The following is a 20,067-nucleotide window of genomic DNA, read 5'->3' as shown; positions in this document are numbered from 1 at the left end:
GACAGGGAGCTGGGGAGCGTCTTGGCCCATGACCTAGGCATGCTGGTGATCCGCTTGGCTCTCGGGCTGATGCTGATAGCCCACGGGACGAACAAGGCCTTCGGGTCCGGCGGACTGAGCGGCACGACCGCATGGTTCGCTTCGCTCGGGCTGCGCCCGGCGTGGCTGCACGCACGGCTCGCCGCAGGCACGGAGATAGTCGCAGGAGTGCTGCTCGGCTTCGGTCTCCTGACGGGTGTGGCCTGTACCGCCTATGTGGGTCTGATGCTCGTCGCCGCCCTCACCGACCACCGAGGCAAGGGCTACTTCGTCTTCAAGGGCGGCTGCGAGTACGTGCTGCTCGTCGGGCTCGTGGCCGTAGGTGTCGCTTCGGTCGGCCCGGGTGCGTGGTCGCTGGACAACGTGCTGGGACTCGACAGTGCTGGTGTGTGGTGGTCCGCGGGTGCGGTGGTGGTGGGCACGGGTGCCGCGCTGGGTCTCCTCGCCACGTTCTACCGGCCGGCCGACAGTGCGGAAGGGCAGACCGACTGAACCCTGCCCCTCTGTCGGTCCGACGCGGCTCGGAGCCAACGCGAGAATTCCTCAACCTGCTTGTTCTGAAGGAGAATTCGATGCCCAAGGGATACGTCGTCCTGACCGAAGCCATCAAGGACAGTGAGGGGATGGCCGCGTACAGCCAGGCCGCGGCGCCCTCCATGGCCCACAGCGGTGCCAGCCCGCTGGTCGTCGACGGACAACCCCGGGTGTTGGAAGGCGAATGGCACGGAAACCGCACCGTCATCCTCGAATTCGAGTCGGTCGAAGCGGCCCAGGCCTGGTACGACTCCGATTCCTACGCCGCGGCCAGGCCCTTGCGGCAGGCCGCGGCCGAGTCGAACGCGGTACTGCTGAGCGGTTTCGAGATGCCTCGTGGCTGAGTTCGAGCTGTCGTGCGGGCTGCCGCCGGGACCTGACTTCGCCGATCTCGCGGTGCTGGCCGAACAACTCGGATACACGCGGGTGTGGATCTACGACTCGGCGCCCCTGTGGGAAGACCCGTTCGTCCACTTGGCGCTCGCCGCTCAACGAACCAGCCGTATCGGGCTGGGTACCGCCGTGCTCATCCCGACGCAACGCGACGTGATGGCGATGGCCTCGGCGATCGCCACCATCGCTCGCCTGTCCGGCGGGCGCTTCCGGCCCTGCTTCGGCACCGGCTTCACCGCCCGCCTGACGGTCGGACAACCGCCCATGAAACTTGGCGAGTTGGGCGACTACGTGCGCGCGCTGCGCCGACTCCTGGCGGGCGGGACGACGCTCGTGAACGGCAAGAGTGTGCGTATGCTCCACGCGGACGGGCTCACGCAGTCGCGCCCTGTGAACGCTCCGCTGTGGCTCAGCGTGTTCGGGCCACGCGGTGCCAAGCTGGCGGCCGAAATCGCCGACGGGATCATAGGACCCTTCCACCCCGACCTCCCCACGGCGACCCTGGTGTCCGGCACCGTCCTGGACATGGGTGAAAACCCGGGCAGCGACCGGGTGCGCCACGCGATCGGACCGTGGCGGGTCCTCGACTGGCACAACGCCTACGCCTACGGCGGTGCCGAGGCCGTGGACGCCCTGCCCGGCGGCCGGCAGTGGCGGGACACGGTGGAGGCGCTCGAACCGGCCGAGTCACGCCATCTGCTGACCTTCGAGGGCCATGTGACTCACCTGCCCGAACGCGACCGCGCTTTGCTGGAGCACATCGATCACACCACCGTGGTCGGTGACCTTCACAGCATCCGACGCGGCGTCGCGCACCTCGTCGGCGAGGGCTTCAGCGAGGTCATCTACACGCCCAGCGGGCCGGACACCGTTCGTGAACTGACGGCCTTCGCCGCCGTCGGAAGCGCGTCCTGACAGCGAAGTCCCCGATGTGCGTGAGCCGGTGGCGGCCGGCGCGATGTCGTCGACGAGTGCGCTGGCCAAGGGTGCGTGACACTGCGGGGCCGGTCAGCTCGCGGCGTAGATCGGCATCCACTCCTCCTCGGGGTCCAGTGGTAGGTCCGGGCAGTCGCGTTTGAATGCCGCCGTCTTCTCCTCCATATCCCTCAGGTCGGTGTCCGGTGCGCCGAAGCCACGCAGCAGGGTGTGGCAGTACTCGCGAGACAACTGCGTCGCGTCCCACTGGCCGCCCGGCTTGACCCACTGGTACGTGTGGTTGTGCAGGTTGAGGAACTGGAGGGTGGCCAGCCGGGGCGGCGTCGTACGGAAGCCGCCATGTCGAGCGGCGTCTTTGAAAAGATCCCTGACCAGCACTTCGAATTCGGCGCGCTGGACAAGCAGGACGCGGATATGGTCATCGGCGAGGCTGCGGTAGTCGTGCTCGTAGACCCAGATGTGGTCGAGTCTGCGGAAGATGATCGTCAGCAGCGACTCGGACAGCAGCCGCAGCCGCAGCAGCGGGACCTCGTCGAGGGCCGCGATCTCCTTGGCGCGGGCCAGCAGCGGGCCGAGCACCCGCGACTGGATCTCGATGAGGACGTTCTCCTTGGAGCCGATGTAGTAGTACAGGGCGCCCTTGGCGAGCCCGACCGCGCGGCCCAGGTCGTTGATGGAGGTCGCGGCGTAGCCCTGTTGCGCGAACAGGGACGCGGCGGTGTCGATGATCTTCCGACGTCTGGCCTCGAAGCCCGGCCCATGACCCGGTGGACGTGACATGACTTCGCTCCCCACCTGATCCGTCGAGGATTGCTTGCATACCTGTGCCCGAATAAGGCCCTCGGTATCATTTCGCTCAGGCTCAATTTGTTTGCTAGACCAGACGGTACATTAAAAGTGTGATTCAGGCCGTCTAGTCCCGTGCGGACCCGGGCGGATATTTCGCGACGGGCATGCCGATTGAGGCGTCACGGCAGAACGCTCCTGTATTCGTCTCCTCGGGAACTGGCTTCTCGGCTGCCAACCGGCGCCTGGTCGGTAGCGCCCTGCTCGCCCCGGGTTCCTATGGGGCGTCCGGCGACCGAACTGCGGCAGTCTTCCTCAAGGAGCGGACGACGTCCGCGTGCCAGTCGGGATCCGATCCGGGCGGGAGCGTGAGCCCGACCCGGTCGGCATAGTCGCCGATGTGTCGGTGGATCGCCTCGGCGAGCCCGTCCGGTTCCGCGACGACCGCGAAGGCGTCGACCACGTCGTCGTCGATGAGTGCACCCATCTCGCTCCATCGGCCTTGGCGCGTCAGTGTCCGCAGTTCGGTCTGTAGCTCGCCCCAGCCGTGCAGTTCGAGCACGGGGCGGTACGACGGGGTGGAGGCGTAGAAGGCGATCTGGTCGCGGACCGCGGTGAGAACCTGCTCCCTCGCGGGTCCGTCCGGTGCGGTGACGACGAACGGGCTGGCCCGCACTTCGAAGCCGCTCCTGTCCCGGCCCCCGGCGGCGAGTCCGCGGTCGATGGCTGGCTGTGTCACCTCCCGCATGTACCGGGCGGTGGTGAAGCTGTGCAGGATGAGCCCGTCGGCGACCTCCGCGGTGGCCTCGGTCATGCGTGGCCCGACCGCCGCGACGAAGACAGCCGGCGGTGGGACGTCGAGGGGACCCGGGTTGAACCTAGGTGGCATCAGGGTGTGTTGGGTGAAGTCGCCGCGGAAGTCCAGCGCGGTCCCTTCCTGCCACGCCTGCCAGATGGCGCGCAGCGCGCCCACGTACTCGCTCATCCGCTCGGCCGGCCGGGACCAGGGCATGGCGAACCTGCGCTCGATGTGGGGGCGCACCTGGGAGCCCAGGCCGAGTTGCAGGCGCCCGCCGGAGAACCGCTGCAGATCCCATGCGGCGACCGCGGTGCTCATCGGGCTGCGGGCGAAGGCCACGAGGATGGACGTTCCCAGGGTGATCCGGCTGGTGGCGTCCGCTGCCAACGCGACCGGGAGGAGCCCGTCGTGGGCCACCTCAGGGACGAGCGCGGAGTCGTAGCCGAGATCCTCCAGCGTGGACGCGCCGGCGCGCGCTTCGGCCAGTCCGCCGTTGAGTCTTCCGTCGACCCGCATGTGGTGTCTCCTCAGCCCCGTAGTTGATCCTGGTTGCGGGCCATCACCGCGCTGCGCCGACCGTCGAGCAGGCCGAGGTCCGGCCGGTTGGTCTTCGAGACCGACTGCTCCACGGCTAGTGCCGCCTCGATCGTCGGCGCGCCGCCCTCCTGGTAGATGTGCTTGAGCGCGCGCATCGTCTCGTGCGGTGTCTCGCTCACGGCGGTGGCGAGTTCGAGCGCGCGGCCGACAAGTGCGTCGTGCGCCACGACTTCGGTGACCAGCCCGATGCGCAGGGCCTGGGCCGCGCCGACGACCTCTCCGGTGAACGACATGCGGCGCGCCCACGCCTGACCGACGACGCCCGGCAGGCGTGCGGTCATCCCACCGGCGGGCAGCACTCCGACACGGGCATGGGTGTCCGCGAAGACCGCGCGCTCGGAGGCCACGAGGAAGTCGCACCCGAGCGCGATCTCCAGCCCGCCCGTGAACGTGGCGCCGTTGACGGCACCGACGACCGGAGTCGCCATCCGCGCCACCTGCTGGACGCAAGGTTCCTCGCGATGTCGGCGGAAGTAGGCCTCCCCTTCACGGGAGGCCTGCTTGAGATCCACACCGGCGCAGAACGCCGGGTCGGCGCCGGTCAGTACGACTGCGTGCACGTCGGGATCGGCGTCCGAGTCGAGTAGTCCCCGGTACAGGGCGCTGATCAACTCGCCGCCGAGGGCGTTGCGCGCCTCGGGCCGGTTCATCGTGAGGACGCGGACCGTGCCGATGTCCTCAACCAGCAGCGTGTCGCTCACGTGGATACCTCCGGCCTGCTGATGGTGGGGAACGCTGCCCCGCGTGAGGTCGGAGTGCGGCTCATCGCGCCTACGCTCCGGCGACGAGTTCCGCCGCGATCCGTCCCGCGTCGAGGATCGAGTCGTTGTAGTGCGCGACCTTGGGATTGGTGACCTCGCCCTTCAAGTAGCGGGCGTAGCCGCCTTCGAGGACGATGGCGAGCTTGAAGTTCGCGAGTACCTGGTAGTAGCGGTAGTGGTCGAGCGGGTTCCCGGTCAACTCCCGGTAGATGTCGACCATCTCGTCCCGGAGCGGCATCCCCGTGTAGTCGACGTACCTGCTGTGGACGTCCTCGGCGCGCGCCGGCCACTGTCTCATAAGCCAGGCCAGATCGAGGACGGGATCACCGACCGTCGCCATCTCCCAGTCGACGATGGCAGCGAGCTCCGGCTCGGGGCCGTGCCGGAACATGACGTTCAGGAACGAGTAGTCGCCGTGCATGATGCCGGGCGACCAGCGCGAAGGGACGTTCTCGCGCAGCCAGCCGCCCGCTTCGGCGAGTCCGGGGATGTCGCGGAAGCGGAATCTGTCCCAGTGCGCGGTCCACCGGCCGACCTGCCGCTCGTGGAAACCGTCCGGCCTGCCGAAACCCGTGAGGCCGCGTGCCTGCCAGTCGACCGCCGACAGAGTCGCGAGACCACGGACGAGTTCGAGGGAGAGCCGGCGGCGAGGTGCGAGACCGTGTTCGGGCGCGAACGGCTCCGGCCAGGACATCGAGGCCGCCGGGGACCAGCCGTCGACCTCCGACATGACATAGAACGTCGCGCCGAGCACGTCGTGATCGGTGCAGAGCGCCAGGGGCGTGGCGTGCGGGACGTCGGTCCCCTCCAGTGCGGTCAGCAGCCGGAACTCGCGTTCCATCGCGGCATTGCGGCCGTCCGGGACGACGCCTGGTGGGCGCCGCAGGATCATTCGGCGCGTGCCGTCGCCCAGCCTTGCCACGATGTTCTGGTTGCCGCCGCTGATCGGGGCGACGACCAGTGCCTCGGGCCGGTCCAGGAGGGACTGGTCGACCAGCCAGGCGGCGAGGCGTTCGCGGTCGAGCTCATCGGCGGTCATGACCTCAGGAACCTCCGGCGTGATGGATTCTATCAACGCGGCGTTGACGAGAAGAGTATCCTCATTCAGAGTTAAGTGGCAATGGTTGTCCGCCGGGCCCCGTGCCGCCGCCGAAAGGAAGCCATGGTCGACTTCTCGATCGAGCCGGAGTTCCAGGAGAAGCTGGACTGGATGTCGGACTTCGTGGCGAACCGCATCCGCCCGTTGGAGTACGTCTACGACTACGACATCGACGCCGCCTATGACGTCGGCAACCGGGGCCTGCGCAAGGTCGTCAGGCAGCTGCAGGACGAGGTCAAGGCCCAGGGAATGTGGGCCGCGCATCTGCCGCCCCATCTCGGCGGTCAGGGGTTCGGGGCCGTCAAACTCACCTACATCAACGAGCACTTCGGCGGCTCGTCGTTCGGGCCTGTCGTCTTCGGGTGCCAGGGGCCGGACAGTGGGAACTCCGAGATCCTCGCGATGTTCGGTACGGACGAACAGAAGAAGACGTACCTTGAGCCTCTGCTGGCCAACGACGTCTTCTCCTGTTACGCGATGACCGAACCGCAGGGCGGCTCCGATCCGACCAACTTCCGTACGCGGGCGGTGCGGGACGGCGACGACTGGGTCATCACGGGCGAGAAGTGGTTCGCCTCCAACGCCAACCACGCCGCCTTCATGATCGTGATGTGCGTGACGGATCCGGAGGCGCCGCCGCACGGTCGCGCGACGATGTTCATCGTTCCCACCGACGCGCCCGGGTTCGAGGTGGTGCGCAACGTCGGACTGTGGGGGGACAGCCCGGGCAGCGGCGGCCATCCCTGGATCCGCTTCAACGGAGTCCGGGTGCCGGACACCGCGCGCCTGGGACCGGTGGGGGAGGGCTTCAAGGTCGCGCAGTCACGGCTCGGCGGCGGTCGGCTCCACCACGCCCAGCGCACCGTGGGCCACGTCAAGCACATGCTCGACCTCATGGGGGAGCGCGCCCTGAGTCGGGAGTCGTACGGCGAGGTGATCGCGCAGAAGCAGGCCGTTCAGCACGACCTGGCGCGGAGCTTCATCGAGTATCAGCAGTTCCGGCTGCTGGTGCTGTACACGGCGTGGATGTTCGACCAGCGTGCCGAACACGGCCGCGAGGGCCGCAAGATGATCTCCGCCGTGAAGGCGGCCATGGCCAAGATCGCGCAGGACGTCACCGTCCGCGCCGTCCATCTGCACGGCTCCATCGGCGTGTCCAACGTGATGCGGTTCGGCCAGTACATGGCCCTCGCCCTGCACGAGGGGATGGCCGACGGAGTCACCGAGCTCCATCTCTCCTCGGTGGCACGGGCGTTGCTGCGCGACTACGAGCCCGCGCAGGGGAACTTCCCGACCGAGGTGCTCTTCGAGCGGAAGGCCTGGGCCGCGCGGCAGCTCCAACCCGTCCTGGACCGGGTGGGGGTGACGTTCGAGGAGAGCCGGGGCACCGTCGACGTACTCCCGGTGTCCCCGCCCTGGCGACCCCCGTCGCTCACGGCGCCGGCCGGGTGACGAGTCCGGAGAGCGCGATGTCCGCCAGGCCGTCGGCGAGGTCCTGGGCCGAGAGCGTCCGGCCGGGCTCGTACCAGCGGAAGGTCCACGCGACGAGACCGATGATCGACTGTGCCACGACCCCCACGGGAAGCGCGGTCGTGAACTCGCCCGACGTGACCGCCTCCTGGACGAATCCCTCGATGAACTCGAACTGGCGCTGGGACAGGTCGATGATCGGTTCCAGGTCGCTCTGCTTCACGCCCTCGAACCGGGACAGATCCTCGTGGACCCAGATGTAGAGGTAGGGGAAGTGGCGGTCGTAGTGCTTCATCAGCACCCTGATTCCGGCCCGTAGCTTGTCGGCCGCCGACTGCTCGGACGTCGACACCTTCGTCAGGTCCTCGTCGCTCTCGACGAGGGCGCGGTGCACCAGGTCCGCGAGCAGTTCCTCCTTGCCTGCCACGTAGTAGTAGATGCTGGCGCGGTCCGTGCCGAGTTCCTCGGCCACGTCGCGCAGCGTCATGTCGTGAAATCCCTTGCGGCGCATCACAGTTGTCGCCGCGAACTCAAGCTCCGCGCGTCTGCGCAGATATGTCTCGCTGGGACGTTTCCGGGCCTTGCTGCGCCGGCGGTCGATGTGACTGCCCGCCTCGGCACCGCTGTTGTCGTCGGCCGTCGCCATACCGTGAATCCTACGGCGTCCGTCGGCTCCCCTTCGATCACCACCGGTCCGGTTCCTCTTCGATCACCACAGGTCGGTGAAGGATCCGAGCGTGGTGGCGAGCGCCGGTGCGTCGGCGAGGGAGCGCAGCATGTCGTTGAGATGGGTGCAGCCGACGATGCCGCTCAACTCGCCGAGAACCCTGGGACGGAGTTCCCCGAGCGGGGCACCGATGAGGCGGGACGTGTGCGGAACGGCGAGCGGGCACTCGTGGTAGGGGAGCACCCGGGGGAGCGGCCGGACCGACCGCAGGGCGAAGTGGGTCGCGTCCGCCTCCGCGCTCAGGACGTACTCGTGGATGGCCTGCCGGCCGCCCTCGGGAAGCGTCGAGGAGTCCTGGAAGAACGCGTCGATGTGGACCGCGGCCCCACTCGCCCACAGATCCAGACGCCGGGCGCGGCGCATGGAGACATCGCGGTGGTCGGCAACCTCGTGCCAGGCCAAGTCGTCGTCGACGGCGTCGAGTTCGACAGCCCGCTCTCGACGCTGCTCCCACCGGAGCGTGCCGTCGGGCGCCAGCGCGCTCGAACCCTCTTGGTATCCGGCGCACACCCCGGCCATGACTCTGCGCCGGACGTCCTCCTTGCCGGCCAGATAGCGCTCGATGCCGTACCACGGCCGGAAGGCCGCGCCGGAGACCAGCGTGGCACCGGGAAGATCGTCGAGCAGGAGGTGGAGCGGTGTCGCGGCGGACACCTCCGAGGCCGCCGCCTCGGCGAGGCGCGCACGGTGTCCGCCCATGCCGGAGTGGCCCAAGAGGCCTTCGAGCAGGGGCAGTTCGGGTGTCGTGGAGATCTCCGTGATCAGCCGCCGGGGATCGAGGACGACCCGCATCCGGGCCTCGGCGACGACCGAGGCGGTTCCGTCGGCCGACGTCACCAGATCGCGGGCCCGGCCGTCGAGGACCGTCTCGCCGCCCATCCCGTCGGACCAGGTGGCGTCGATCGTGCTGGTGCGGCGTATCGACCCCCGACGACGAGGGGGAGCCGAGCTGCCCGGCCCGTGAGGCGCCAGTTCCGCGGGTACGTCGAGTCCCATCAGCCCTCGTTTCCGGCCGTCACTTCACCGCACGACCTGTGCGTCGCGCAGAGCGGCGATCCGGGCTTCGTCGTAGCCGAGCCCGCGCAGCAGGGCGTCGGTGTGCTGGCCCAGGGTGCAGCCCGCCTCCGGCCTTGTCGTGGATCGGGAGAAGCGGTTCAGCGGTGCGAGGCGACGGTGCTCGTCGAAGATGGGACTGACCGCGTCGACGGCGTAGCCCGCGTCGTAGAATTCGTCGCCCTGCATGTGCCGTTCGGCCGGTTCCTGGGTCACGGCGACACAGCCGACGTCCTGCGCCGTGAGGTCCGCCTCCCACTCGGCCTTCGTCCGGGTGGCGAAGACCTTGGCGAGCACCTCCGCGAGCGCGTCGTCGTTGGCGGCACGCGCCCGGCTCGTGGCGAACCGCTCGTCCGCCAGATCGCCGGGGTCGCCGAGCCCGGCGACCAGAGGAGCCCACTCCCGCTCCGCCGGCGCGGCGAGGAAGAGCCAGCCGTCCGAGGCCGGATACATCCGGTACAGGGCGCTGATCCCTCGGAAGTCGGCGTCGACACGGGGCTGTGCGGGACGCCCCGCGTAGCTGGTGTTGTGTGCGATGAGCGCCTGCGTGCTCGTGCCCAGCATCGTGGCGGCGATGTCGGTCAGTTCGATGCCGCGACGCTTCGCGTAGATCCCGAGGAGTAGGGCGGAGGCGACCCCGAGGGCGGCCATTCCGTCCGACTGGACCGCCGGGACCGTCCCGCCGGCGTACAACTTGCGTGCTTGGTCCAGCAGTTGGTCACGATCTCCCGTGGGACGGCCGACCACCTGCGCGTCGGTCGCGGAAACCCCCGACGCCGCGCCGATGGACGGCGCGTAGGCGGGCTTGGAACCGTACGGTCCGTCGATGCCGTAGCCAGGAGCGTTCACGTACACCAGATCCGGGTTCACCGCCTTCAGCGAGGCCTCGTCGACACCGATCCGGGCCGCGACGCCCGCCCGGTAGCACTGGAGTACCACGTCGACCTGGCCGACCAAGTCCCGCAGGATCCGGAGTCCTTCGGGGGTTCGCAAGTCGATGGCGATGCTCTCCTTCCCCTGGAGAGCCTTCGCGCCACCCGCCTCGGGGAACGCCATGATGCCCCGGATCAGATCGCCGTCGAGCGGCTCGACCTTGATGACCCGCGCACCGAGATCGGCGAGGAGGGTGGCGCCGTACGGTCCGGCGTACATGACGCCGAGTTCGAGCACGGTGACGCCGGTGAGAGGGTGTCCTGAACGGCCGGGACGACCGACGGAGTCGGAGAGACCTCGATGTGAGGCCGCTTCCCCGGCAGCGAGCCGACGCAGCTCCCGGGTGTGCTCGCCGAGTTGGGGTGCGCGGCGAATCCTGCTGAGCGGTCGGCCGCCCGCGTGGACCAGGGTCGACGGCTGGCGGACCGGGCCGAGGTCCGGATCGTCCACGACGACCACGCGGCCCTCGTGCACCAACTGCGGGTGGTCGAGCGCCTCGTCCGGGGCGCGGAACTGTTCGCCGAAGACGTCGGGATTGCGGGCGAACGCCTCGTCCCATTCCGTCAGCGTCCGCTGCCCGACCTTCGAGATCATCTTGTTCCACCACTCGAACCGGAGCTCGGGTGTCGGAAGCATCGGAAAACCGTCCCATTTCGGGTCGGTGAGTTCGGCGCTCAGGCCGAGTTCGTCCAACCAGGCCTTCATGAGCCGTGGCGCGGTCTGCGCGAACTGCAGCCAAGTACCGTCCGCCGTCGCGGCGATGAGCATCGCGTACAGCAACTTGGTCTGGGGGCGGCCCTGTTGGTCGAAGGCGGCACCCATCGGCTGGAACGCGTCCGGGAAGCGGCCGAGCACCAACTCGTAGAACCAGTTGTACGGGTCGTACGCGCCGACTCCGGTCACCAGATCGGACTCCACCACCTGGCCCAGGCCGCTCTCCTCCCGTTCGAGGAGCGCGGCGAGGATGCCGTGGACCGCTGCCTGCGCGGCTGCGAAGGAGGCGTAGGGAGTGGTGACGTAGGCGGGATCCGGGCCGGTGGTGAGTTGGTGCTTGGAGTGGAGGACGCCGCTCTTGGCGAGGATCAGCGCCTCGTAGCCCTTGCGGTCGGCCCACGGTCCGTGGGTTCCCCAGCCGGTGATGAGTGCCGTGACCAGGCTCGGGTACCGGGCCGCCAACTGCTCCGCGGTGAAGCCGAGCCGCTGCGCGGCGGCCGGACGCATCGTGGTGACGGCGACATCGGCCCTCGCGAGGAGGCCGTCCAGGGTCATGCGATCGGTGTCGTCGTGCAGGTCGAGTGTGATGCTCCGCTTTCCGCGCAGCAGGCCGGGCCAGCCCGGGTTCGCGCGGAGCCGGTTTCCCTCGGGCGGCTCGACGAGAATGACGTCCGCTCCCGCGTCCGCGAGGAACTGCGTGGCCTGGGCGCCGGGCAGCGTCGTCGAGAGATCGATGACGACGATGCCGTGGAGCGGGCCTTCGCCGAGGCTGTCGTCGTTCCGGTCGGGCATTCTCAACTCCCTTGGACAGAGCGGGTTGACAGCACTTTCAGCTGAACCGGGTCGTCGCGAGAATGCCGCCGTCGACCAGCAGGTCGGTCCCGGTGATGTACGACGCCCGGTCGGACGCGAGGAATTCGATGGCGTCGGCGGTCTCGGCCATCGTGCCCTCACGGCCGAGCGGCGACTGGCGCAGCATGGCCAACTTGACCTCGCGGTGCGGCCCTTCCAACTCCAGCGCGCCCATGGGTGTGGCGATCGGGCCCGGCGACATCGAGACGATGCGAGCGCCCTTCGTCCCCCACGCCGCCGCACGCCTGCGGCACATCCGGAGCAGCGCGAACTTGGTGAGCCGGTAGGCCTGGAGCGGAGTCCGCTCCGGCACCAGCTTCTCCAGCCGCTCGACGAAGTCCGGGACCAGCGGGTCGTCGAGCACCGCGGTGATCTCCGGATCCGGCGGTTCGGCGAGATGCCCGGCGGAGGAGGACACGAAGACCGCGGCCGTACCCGGCACGGCCTGTTCAAGACTCATCCGCTCGATCAGCCGCGCCCCGACGAGGTTCACCCTGAGCAGGGTGCGCCAGTCACCCATCGACGGGGACAGCGCCGCGACATGCGCGATCGCCCGCAACCGTCCACGCGCCGCGACCAGTTGCCCGAGTTCCGCGACCGAGTCCGGCTCCGCGATGTCGCACCGCGTCACCACCGCGTCGATCCCGTCCTCCCGCAACGCGGCCTCCCGCGCCGGGTTCCTGGCGGCGGACAGGCTCGCCAGCACCAGCCGGTGGGACTGTCCCAGACGGCGCGCCGCCGACATCCCGATACCGCCCCCGCCGATCACCAACGCGACGGGCAGATCCGGGCGTTCGCTCGTCCCGGTCCTCAACTCGACGTCAGGCCGCATGACATGCCTCTTCTCCGGAGCGAGGGTTCATCACGTCAGCGCGAACTCGGCGGAGCCGTCGACCACGAGCGCCCCGTCGTCCCTGCGCAGCTGGATCGCCAGCTCCAGCCGTCGCTCGTCGTCGTGCTCGAAGAGCCGTACGACCTCGGCCGACGCGATCAGCCGGTCCCCGCGGTAGACCGCTTGGGTGAAGCGGGTGCGGAAGCGCCGTACGCTCTCCTCGCCGAAGTGGTCGGTGCAGTAGGCGGCGAGCCAGCCGGCGCCGAGCATCCCCGCGCTGAAGGCGGCGGGATAGCCGACGGAGCGCGCGAGTTCGTCGTCGTGGTGCATCGGGTTCATGTCGCCGCTCGCGCCCTGGTAGCGCACGATGTCGGTCATCGTGACCGGCCCGAAGGTGCGCTCCGGAAGCCGGGTTCCCTGTGCGAGGTCGATCACGATGCCTCCTTGCGCACATAGGCGGAGGTGTACCGGCACTCGGCGCGCAGGAGTCCCTGGTCGTCGTGGAAGGAGACGATGAAACGGACCAGCACCATCGGTCCCTGTCGGCCCTGTTTGATCCGCACGTCGTGGAGGCGTTCGGAGTTGTGCAGTGTTTCGCCCGCCCGCGGTACGGGGCTGTGGAAGAAGTACTCCTGCTCCAGCGAGAGCAGGTTCCGTATGTCGGGTTCGATCCCGACCGTTGCGCACGCTTTCGCGACCTCGGGTGCGCGGACCGTCTCACCGATGGTGCTCCAGTAGATCACCGTTGCCAGGAAGGTCGGCGGAATCGGGGCGTTCTGGTCGTCGAGGTAGGCGGGGCGGGCCGCCGCTGTGGCGGTGGCGTACTCCCGCACTTTGCCCCACTCGATGGGCATGATCGCCATGTGTGCTCCTTGCCGGAGTAGGTCCGCATCGAACTATTTCGCTGACGGAACCGACCGTCAATACTTTCTAAGAATTGTTCATTACCTTTTGCGGTCCGGGTCAGGGCTGGCCGGGATTGAGGACGATGAACAGCCCCTCCGCCTCCGCGCACAGCACCCCGTCGTGACGGATCTCGGCCCGCAGGACGCGCTTGCGGCCCTCCTCGCTAACGAACCAGCCGTGCACGTCGAGTTCCGCCCCGATCGGGGTGATCGACCGGTAGTCGGTGTGCAGATAGGCGGTGCGGGCCCGGGTGCGACCGGCTGAGCCCGACAGGCGGCCCAGAACCTCGTCGAAGAGCAACGGAATGGCGCCGCCGTGGACCGCTCCGTTCCCGCCGAGGAAGTACCGGCCGAAGCGGACCGTGCCCCGGACACTGAACCGGTCGGCCTCGCGGACCCGCAGGGCCGGTGCCATCGTTTGACCGCGGCCGGGCATGTCGTCCCGGTGCCCGAAGACCTGCTCGCGCTCGGGAACGGCCGCGTCCGCGAGCCGCTCGCACCAGGCGCCGAGGTCGTCCGACAGCGCGGCCACCGTGCTGGGGTCCAGTCGCGCCGCCGCAACGTAGTCCAGGAAGCCGCGCAGGCGCGCGATCATCTCCCCGTACCCGTCTGCCGACTCGCCGCCCGGTCCGGCAGGTCGGCTCCATGACTCGATCTCCGGGAGTCGCTCCGGCTCGGTGATGCCCAGCCCCAGCCTCGGGTTGTCGGACCGACTATTGCCGGGAAGCCCGGGCGTCCTCACGCCGACACGCGTTGCGCGCGGGCCCCGACCGGATGCGGGCCCGGTCCCTGCTGCAGCTCCCCGGCCGCGTCCTCACTGTTCGTCATGTTCGCCTTTCGTCCGTTCCGTCCCCGTGTCGCGGGACCCGCGATGATCCCTTCGTACCCGATGGACCTAATGGGTATCCTCATTAGAAGGAATCGAGACGACGGTCACGAGACGGGCTCCGGTGCCTGCTCGCCGAGGTAGGCGCGCTCCAAGAGATCGGGATCGGCCGCGAGCCTCGCGGCGGACCCGCTCAACACCGTTTCCCCGTGCACCAGGACCACCGCCCGGTCCGCCACGTCGAGGGCCAGCCGGACATGCTGCTCGACCAGCACGACCGCCGTGCCCCTGTCCTCGGCGATCCGCCGGACGACCGGCAGCAGTTCCTCGACGATCACCGGGGCCAGCCCCATGCTCAACTCGTCGACGAGCAGCACCCGGGGGTCCTGGATCATGGCCCGGCCCAGCGCCAGCATCTGCTGCTCCCCGCCGGAGAGCATCCCGGCCGCGACCTTCAGCCGTTTTCCCAGTGCCGGAAAGAAGTCGAGCACCTGGTCCACGGAGCTGCCCCGACGCCGCCGGGCGAGCGTCAGGTTGTCCCGCACGGTGAGCTGGGTGAACAGCGCCCGGTCGTCGGGTACGAGGACCAGTCCCCGTCGGGCGACCTCACGCGCCCGCCCGCCACGGATCTCCCGGCCGTCGAGGGTGACGGACCCGTCGAGGCGAGGCAGCAGCCCGGCGAGGGTCATCAACAGGGTTGTCTTTCCCGCCCCGTTGGGCCCCAGCAGGGCCGTGACCTCGCCGGGGAGCAGGGTGAGGTCGAAGCCGCGTACCACCGGGCGTCCCTTGGAGTAGCCCGCGTCCACGGCCTCGCACGTCAGCAGTTCCCGCCCGGTCACTGGACGACCTCCCCGTGTACCTGGTCCGTATCGACGTGCGTCGCACCGAGGTAGGCGGTGGCGACCCGTGGATCTGCCTTGATCTCGGCGGGAGTTCCGTCCGCGATGACCTTTCCGATGTCCAGGACGACGATGCGGTCGCACACGTCGAGCACCAGCCCCATGTCGTGGTCGATGAGCAGGACCGTCACGCCGTCGGCCCGTACGGCCCGCAGCCGGTCGCCCAGCCAGCGGCTCTCGGTGCTGTCCAGGCCGGCCGCGGGCTCGTCGAGCAGCAGCATCCGGGGTCGTCCTGCCAGGGCGCGCGCGATGGAGACCAACTGCCGTCTGCCCTGGGACAGTTCACGCGCCGGCTGGGCCCGGAAGCGGCTCAGGTGCAGCGTCTCGAACAGGCGGTTCCGCAGCTCCACCCCCTGCACGGTGCCGACATGGTCGCCGCCGTGCAGGGCCGCCGCCTCCCCGACCAGTACGTTCTCCTCCACGCTGAGGTCCTCGTAGAGCTCGATCCCCTGGAAGGTGCGTCCGAGGCCCGCCCGGCCCCGCTGGTGCGGCTTCAGCGAGGAGATCACCCGGCCGTCGAACTCGACTGTTCCCGTACTGCGGCTGTATCCGCTGATCGCGTCGAGGAGAGTGGTCTTCCCGGCGCCGTTCGGCCCGATCACGCCCACGATCTCGCCCGAGCGCACCTCGAAGGAGACCGCGTCCACGGCCACCACACCGCCGTAGCGCACCCCCACATCGCGCACCGCGAGGACCACCTCGCCCGGATCGGGGACCGGTGGGCGGGCGGCCGGTGCGGTCTCGGTGAGACCGTCGGTGTCCGCGTCGTCGGCGGTGGCCGGGCGGCGCCCGCGCCGTAGCCGGGCCGTCAGTTCGTGCGCCGGGCCGACGACGCCCTCGGGGTTCGTGATCACGGTGAGGACGAGGCCGATGCCCATGATCACGTCGTACCACTCGCCGATGGACAGGGCCCGGTCCAGGAGGACGGGCAGCAGACCGCCGGCTCCCATCACCCCGGCGACCAGACCGCCGGACAACGAGGTGATGCCGGCCAGGTAAGCGGTCGCGAACAGGCCGAGACCGCCGATCGCGGTGAACATCTCGGCGTCGGCGACGGTCTGTTGGTAGCCGAGCAGGGCGCCCCCGAGCCCGGCGACGAACGCCCCGATCGCGAAGGCGACGATCTTCGTACGCGCGACGTCGATCCCCGCGGCCGCGGCCGACCGCTCGTTGGCGCGCACGGCGAGCATCGCGGCGCCGAGCCTGCTGCGGCGCAGCCACGCCACACCCAGGCCGACGAGCAGCAGCACCACCAGACACAGCAACGCGAACGGGATGCGCGGATAGTCGTCGCCCGATCCGATCCCCAGGTCGATCCCGAACAGGCGGGGCGAGGGCACCTTCGAGCCGCCCAGGCCGCCGTTGAACTGGGTGTTGCGGAACCAGAAGGCCTCCAGAGCCACCGCGAGCGCGACCGTGACCACCGCCGCCGGCAGGCCGCGGATCCGCAGCGCGGGCAGCCCGATCACCACCCCGATCACCGTCGCCGCCAAGGCCGCCAGCAACGGGGCGAGCGGAAAGGGGACACCCCATTCGACGCTCAGCCTGCTCAGGCTGAACGCGCCGACCCCGGCCAGGGTCAGCTGCGCCAGCGAGATCTGCCCGGCGAACCCGGTGACGACCACCAGCGACAGCGAGATCACCGCCAGGGTCAGCGAGGTGATCACCGCCGCGCGGATGCTTCCGGTGGTGGCGAAGAGGACGATGACACCGAGGGCCGTACTCACGACGGCCGGGATCAGGATGCGGTCGGGCCGTGGCGCCCGGCCCAAGGCTTGTTGGATCAGCGAGCCACGGGTGGGCAGCGGCCGGCCGCGGACCACGAGGTAGGCCAGGATGACGGCCAGCGGCACCAGTTGGGCCAGTCCGGCCTGGGGCAGCCACGACCATTTCCCTTGCAGGAATTGCAGTTCCGACTGGAGCATCCCGATGACCAGACCGGCTCCCACGGCCGGGATCAGCGCGGTGAAGTTGCCGACCAGGGCCGCCGCCAGGGCCGGCACGATGAACAGCGTGTAGGAGACCGGGACCAGCGGCACGATGGGCGCGATCAGGATGCCGGACAGACCGGCGACGGCCGAGCTGAGCGCCCAGTTCGCCACGGCGATCCGCTCCGGCGACAACCCGCTGACCAGCGCGCCCTTCTCCGACTCCGCCGCCGCCCGAGCCGTCAGACCGAACCGGGTCAGCCGGAACACCAGCGCCAGGACGACGGTCAGTACGACGATCACCGCCGCGAACCACAGCCGGTCGCCGGGGATGAGCGAACCGCCCCAGGACACCGGGTCGTTGGGCAGGATGGCCTTGACCGACACGGCCCCCGTACCCACCGACGCGGCGAGCACGGCCTGGATCACCAGCATCACCCCGATCGAGGCGACGGCCTTCGCCACCGGCGGCGCGGTCCGCAGCGGCCGGAACACCAGCCCGTACAGCACGACCCCCAACAGGGCGGCCAGGACAAGGGAGATGACCACCGCAGGGAAGAGACCGAGCGGACCGCCGAGCCCGATCTTCTTCGGCACACCCGGCAGCGGCACCAGCAACTCGCCCTGGCGCAGGAACGCGTAGGTGTACGCGCTGTACAACGCGATCGCCCCGGTGGCGAAGTTGACCACCCCGGAACTGCGGAAGGTGAGCACCAGGGCCAGCGCGAGCGCGCCGAACACCGCACCGCTTCCCAGGCCCAGCAACAGAAACACGACGTACTGGCTCATCGGTGAGACCGCCCTCTCCGGCTGCTGTGACTACCGCGCGAACAACGGGCTGGGATCGACGACCTGCATGTGCCCCAACTTGCCGTCGGACACCGTGCCGGTGACCTCCTTGGCTGAGCAGGCCGACGGCAGTCCCGGTACCGCCTTGGAGTCGCAGGTGAAGGTGATGCCGTGGCCGGCGGGAAGTACGACGTTCTTCGCCGAGTGCAGCGCGGAGGTGATCGTCTTCGACGAGACCGTGCCTGTCAGGCCGTGCAGGGCTCGTACCAGACCGAGGACGCCCTGGTACCCGATCGCCGCGTACCCCTGGGTCGGTGTACCGGGGCTGTATTCCTTCATCACCTGGCGGTAGAGCTGGGCCTCGATGTCGTCGCTCGCCACGTCGAAGCTGCTGAACACCTGCAGTCCGTCCATGCCCGCGCCCACCGCGTCGACGACTTCGGGGGCCACACACGACTGGACACTCATCCGCGCGATGCCGGCCCCGAGTGTGCCCATCGCCTGGAGCACGGAGGTGCACACGGTCGACTCCCCTACGACGGCGACGGCGTCGGGCTTGTTCCGCAGCGCGGCACTCACCTGGGGAGACGCATCCGGTGTGCCCGCCGCTATCGTGACGATCTGCAGGCCGACACCGGCCTTGGCGAAGACCGGCTTGCCGATGGCCTCGATGCCGCTGACCGCGGCGGGCGCGTCGATCACGAACGCGGCGACCTTCTTGTAGCCCTTCTCCTTCGCGTACGCGGCCATCGACGTCATGGTCGTCGGGAAACCGCCGGTCCAGGAGAAGGCGTTGGGGGTGGTGCCCTCGGAGTTGCTGGCGGCGATGGAGGTCGTCCAGGGGATGCCGGCCTTCGTCACGATCGGCACCATGGAGTCGCCCAGACCGCTGCTGGTCAGGACCACCGCGTCGACCTTCTGCTCGACCATCTGGTTCGCGCAGTCCCGTGCCGTCGCTGGTTCTTCCTTGGTCTTGCAGATCACGAACTCGATCGGCCTGCCCGCGATTCCGCCGAGGTCGGCGTTGGCGTACTTCCGGGCGGCTTCGGCGGCCTCCCTGTTCTCGGGCTGGCTTGTGGTGGCGCCGCCCTCGTTGGTGATGAGGCCGATCCTGACCGGCGCGCCGGTGGCTTTTGTGCCCGGGAACGCGCTCGCCAGGGCGGCGGGTATTTCCGTGCTGGCAGCGGTGGTCGAACCACCCCCACTGCCGCCGCAGCCCGCGAGAAGGACCGCGGTCGAGACCAGCGCGACCGAGGCGCGCGACCGGGGTGAGGAGAGGGCTCGACTGACCGACTCGATCATGTCTGTGTCCCAACGTATCGGCGAGTGCCCGGCACTCGCTGCGATCAGCGACAGGCAACGCCGTGGGCCGAAGCCGCGGCGACGCCGCCGTCCGAGAGGGTGAAGAGTGAGCCGCGGGTGGAGGTCGAACGGCACGATGGCCGGGCGCCGCGGCAGACCATTGCCGGCCGGTGTGCGAGGACTTCACGACCGGCGACGAGACGGACCCTGCTCCGATGGGGAGGAAGGGGCAGCCGATCCCCGGAAGCAGCGGCTCGCAAGCAAGAAGAGTATCCGCAATTGAGTCACGCTGGAATGGGTCGTACGGGACTTGTCCATGCAGTCGGCCCCTCATCCGGCATTGTGCCAGGAATGAGGGGCCGAAATGTGTGAGCGTGCTGGTCAGTGATCGCGATGGACCCAGCCCGCGTCGTGCCAGTAGGTCTCAAGGTTCTCCATCGGCTCCGGCCAGGTCTCGACGTAGGTGACGCCCTCCGGTCCGGCCGTCATGAGATAGGGGGTTCCGGCCTCGCTGATCCAGAACTCGCCCGGACCGATGGTCCGGCTGCCCTCCTCCCCGTCCTTGCCCCAGGTGACGTGGAACGCGCCGCCGAAGACGATGATCAACTCGTCGAGGTTGTGGTGGTGGCGGGGGACCGCGAAGCCCGGTGCGCACCGCAGGCCGTTCAGGTTGAACGACGGGTCCACCTTCGTCGACCACCACATGTTCCCTTTGAAGGTCTGCTCCATGTCGACCGGAGCGTCGGCCAGGAGACCGCCCTCGTGCCACAGATACGTGGGAGCGGACTGGTCGACCGGCAGTTCGATCCAGCCCTCGTCCGACAGCAGATTGAAGAACTCGATTCCCATGCCCCGATAGTGGGGACCGGGCCGGGACGTGTCATGCGTGAATC

General features: G+C 69.2%; 19 protein-coding genes. 4 read left to right on the top strand and 15 right to left on the bottom strand.

Annotation, left to right across the window (positions count from 1 at the left end; genetic code table 11):
• Positions 1-39: 39 nt before the first annotated feature.
• The 3 genes from OG504_RS02540 to OG504_RS02530 all read left to right on the top strand — a co-directional run bounded on the left by OG504_RS02540 (position 40) and on the right by OG504_RS02530 (position 1,881).
• Positions 40-531 (top strand): DoxX family protein, encoded by a 492-nt coding sequence (locus tag OG504_RS02540; protein WP_405988186.1) that lies wholly within the window; start codon positions 40-42, stop codon positions 529-531.
• An 80-nt stretch (positions 532-611) separates the two neighbouring features.
• Positions 612-917, top strand: coding sequence for a DUF1330 domain-containing protein (locus OG504_RS02535; RefSeq protein ID WP_405988185.1), 306 nt, complete (start codon positions 612-614; stop codon positions 915-917).
• Positions 910-1,881: an LLM class flavin-dependent oxidoreductase gene (locus tag OG504_RS02530; RefSeq protein WP_405988184.1), complete on the top strand. Its 972-nt coding sequence runs from the start codon at positions 910-912 to the stop codon at positions 1,879-1,881. Before OG504_RS02535 ends, OG504_RS02530 begins: the two co-directional genes overlap by 8 nt.
• 93 nt (positions 1,882-1,974) lie before the next feature.
• On the opposite strand, the gene OG504_RS02525 is transcribed toward OG504_RS02530, so the two are convergent.
• From OG504_RS02525 to OG504_RS02510, 4 genes are all read right to left on the bottom strand, one after another.
• Entirely contained in the window at positions 1,975-2,682 is a 708-nt protein-coding gene (locus OG504_RS02525) for a TetR/AcrR family transcriptional regulator (RefSeq protein ID WP_405988183.1), read from the bottom strand.
• A gap of 283 nt (positions 2,683-2,965) precedes the next feature.
• Entirely contained in the window at positions 2,966-4,003 is a 1,038-nt protein-coding gene (locus OG504_RS02520; protein WP_405988182.1) for a TIGR03617 family F420-dependent LLM class oxidoreductase, read from the bottom strand.
• A gap of 11 nt (positions 4,004-4,014) precedes the next feature.
• Positions 4,015-4,785 (bottom strand): enoyl-CoA hydratase, encoded by a 771-nt coding sequence (locus tag OG504_RS02515; protein WP_405988181.1) that lies wholly within the window; start codon positions 4,783-4,785, stop codon positions 4,015-4,017.
• 70 nt (positions 4,786-4,855) lie between these two features.
• Positions 4,856-5,884, bottom strand: coding sequence for a phosphotransferase family protein (locus OG504_RS02510; protein ID WP_405988180.1), 1,029 nt, complete (start codon positions 5,882-5,884; stop codon positions 4,856-4,858).
• 123 nt (positions 5,885-6,007) lie between these two features.
• On the opposite strand from OG504_RS02510, the gene OG504_RS02505 reads away from it, so the two are divergent.
• Entirely contained in the window at positions 6,008-7,396 is a 1,389-nt protein-coding gene (locus OG504_RS02505; protein WP_405988179.1) for an acyl-CoA dehydrogenase family protein, read from the top strand.
• On the opposite strand, the gene OG504_RS02500 is transcribed toward OG504_RS02505, so the two are convergent.
• The 11 genes from OG504_RS02500 to OG504_RS02450 all read right to left on the bottom strand — a co-directional run bounded on the left by OG504_RS02500 (position 7,377) and on the right by OG504_RS02450 (position 20,023).
• Positions 7,377-8,060, bottom strand: a complete 684-nt coding sequence (locus tag OG504_RS02500) for a TetR/AcrR family transcriptional regulator (protein WP_405988178.1) — start codon at positions 8,058-8,060, stop codon at positions 7,377-7,379. The two genes, OG504_RS02505 and OG504_RS02500, sit on opposite strands and share 20 nt — an antisense overlap.
• Before the next feature lie 63 nt (positions 8,061-8,123).
• Complete coding sequence (locus OG504_RS02495; RefSeq protein WP_405988177.1) at positions 8,124-9,137, bottom strand: DUF2889 domain-containing protein; 1,014 nt, start codon at positions 9,135-9,137, stop codon at positions 8,124-8,126.
• Between the two features lie 24 nt (positions 9,138-9,161).
• On the bottom strand, positions 9,162-11,633 hold the full coding sequence (locus tag OG504_RS02490) for a CaiB/BaiF CoA transferase family protein (protein WP_405988176.1): 2,472 nt from the start codon (positions 11,631-11,633) through the stop codon (positions 9,162-9,164).
• A gap of 37 nt (positions 11,634-11,670) precedes the next feature.
• On the bottom strand, positions 11,671-12,525 hold the full coding sequence (locus OG504_RS02485; RefSeq protein ID WP_405988175.1) for an SDR family oxidoreductase: 855 nt from the start codon (positions 12,523-12,525) through the stop codon (positions 11,671-11,673).
• A gap of 30 nt (positions 12,526-12,555) precedes the next feature.
• Positions 12,556-12,960 carry a MaoC/PaaZ C-terminal domain-containing protein gene (locus tag OG504_RS02480; RefSeq protein ID WP_405988174.1) on the bottom strand — a complete coding sequence of 135 codons (405 nt, stop codon included), beginning with the start codon at positions 12,958-12,960 and terminating at the stop codon, positions 12,556-12,558.
• The gene (locus tag OG504_RS02475) at positions 12,957-13,388 is read right to left on the bottom strand and encodes a MaoC family dehydratase N-terminal domain-containing protein (protein WP_405988173.1); all 432 of its coding nucleotides are present in this window, start codon (positions 13,386-13,388) and stop codon (positions 12,957-12,959) included. Before OG504_RS02475 ends, OG504_RS02480 begins: the two co-directional genes overlap by 4 nt.
• A 100-nt stretch (positions 13,389-13,488) precedes the next feature.
• The gene (locus OG504_RS02470; RefSeq protein WP_405988172.1) at positions 13,489-14,172 is read right to left on the bottom strand and encodes a PaaI family thioesterase; all 684 of its coding nucleotides are present in this window, start codon (positions 14,170-14,172) and stop codon (positions 13,489-13,491) included.
• Between the two features lie 191 nt (positions 14,173-14,363).
• The gene (locus tag OG504_RS02465) at positions 14,364-15,095 is read right to left on the bottom strand and encodes an ABC transporter ATP-binding protein (protein WP_405988171.1); all 732 of its coding nucleotides are present in this window, start codon (positions 15,093-15,095) and stop codon (positions 14,364-14,366) included.
• Positions 15,092-17,872, bottom strand: coding sequence for an ABC transporter permease subunit (locus tag OG504_RS02460; RefSeq protein ID WP_405988170.1), 2,781 nt, complete (start codon positions 17,870-17,872; stop codon positions 15,092-15,094). Before OG504_RS02460 ends, OG504_RS02465 begins: the two co-directional genes overlap by 4 nt.
• 30 nt (positions 17,873-17,902) lie before the next feature.
• Complete coding sequence (locus OG504_RS02455; RefSeq protein WP_405988169.1) at positions 17,903-19,174, bottom strand: ABC transporter substrate-binding protein; 1,272 nt, start codon at positions 19,172-19,174, stop codon at positions 17,903-17,905.
• A 381-nt stretch (positions 19,175-19,555) separates the two neighbouring features.
• Entirely contained in the window at positions 19,556-20,023 is a 468-nt protein-coding gene (locus tag OG504_RS02450; RefSeq protein WP_405988168.1) for a hypothetical protein, read from the bottom strand.
• Between the last annotated feature and the right edge of the window lie 44 nt (positions 20,024-20,067).

This window comes from Streptomyces sp. NBC_00986 (assembly GCF_045162565.1).
In the GTDB taxonomy this organism is placed as follows: Bacteria; Actinomycetota; Actinomycetes; order Streptomycetales; family Streptomycetaceae; genus Streptomyces.
The sequence above is the reverse complement of the archived record's forward strand: the minus strand, read 5'-3'. Positions and strand labels throughout refer to the sequence as shown.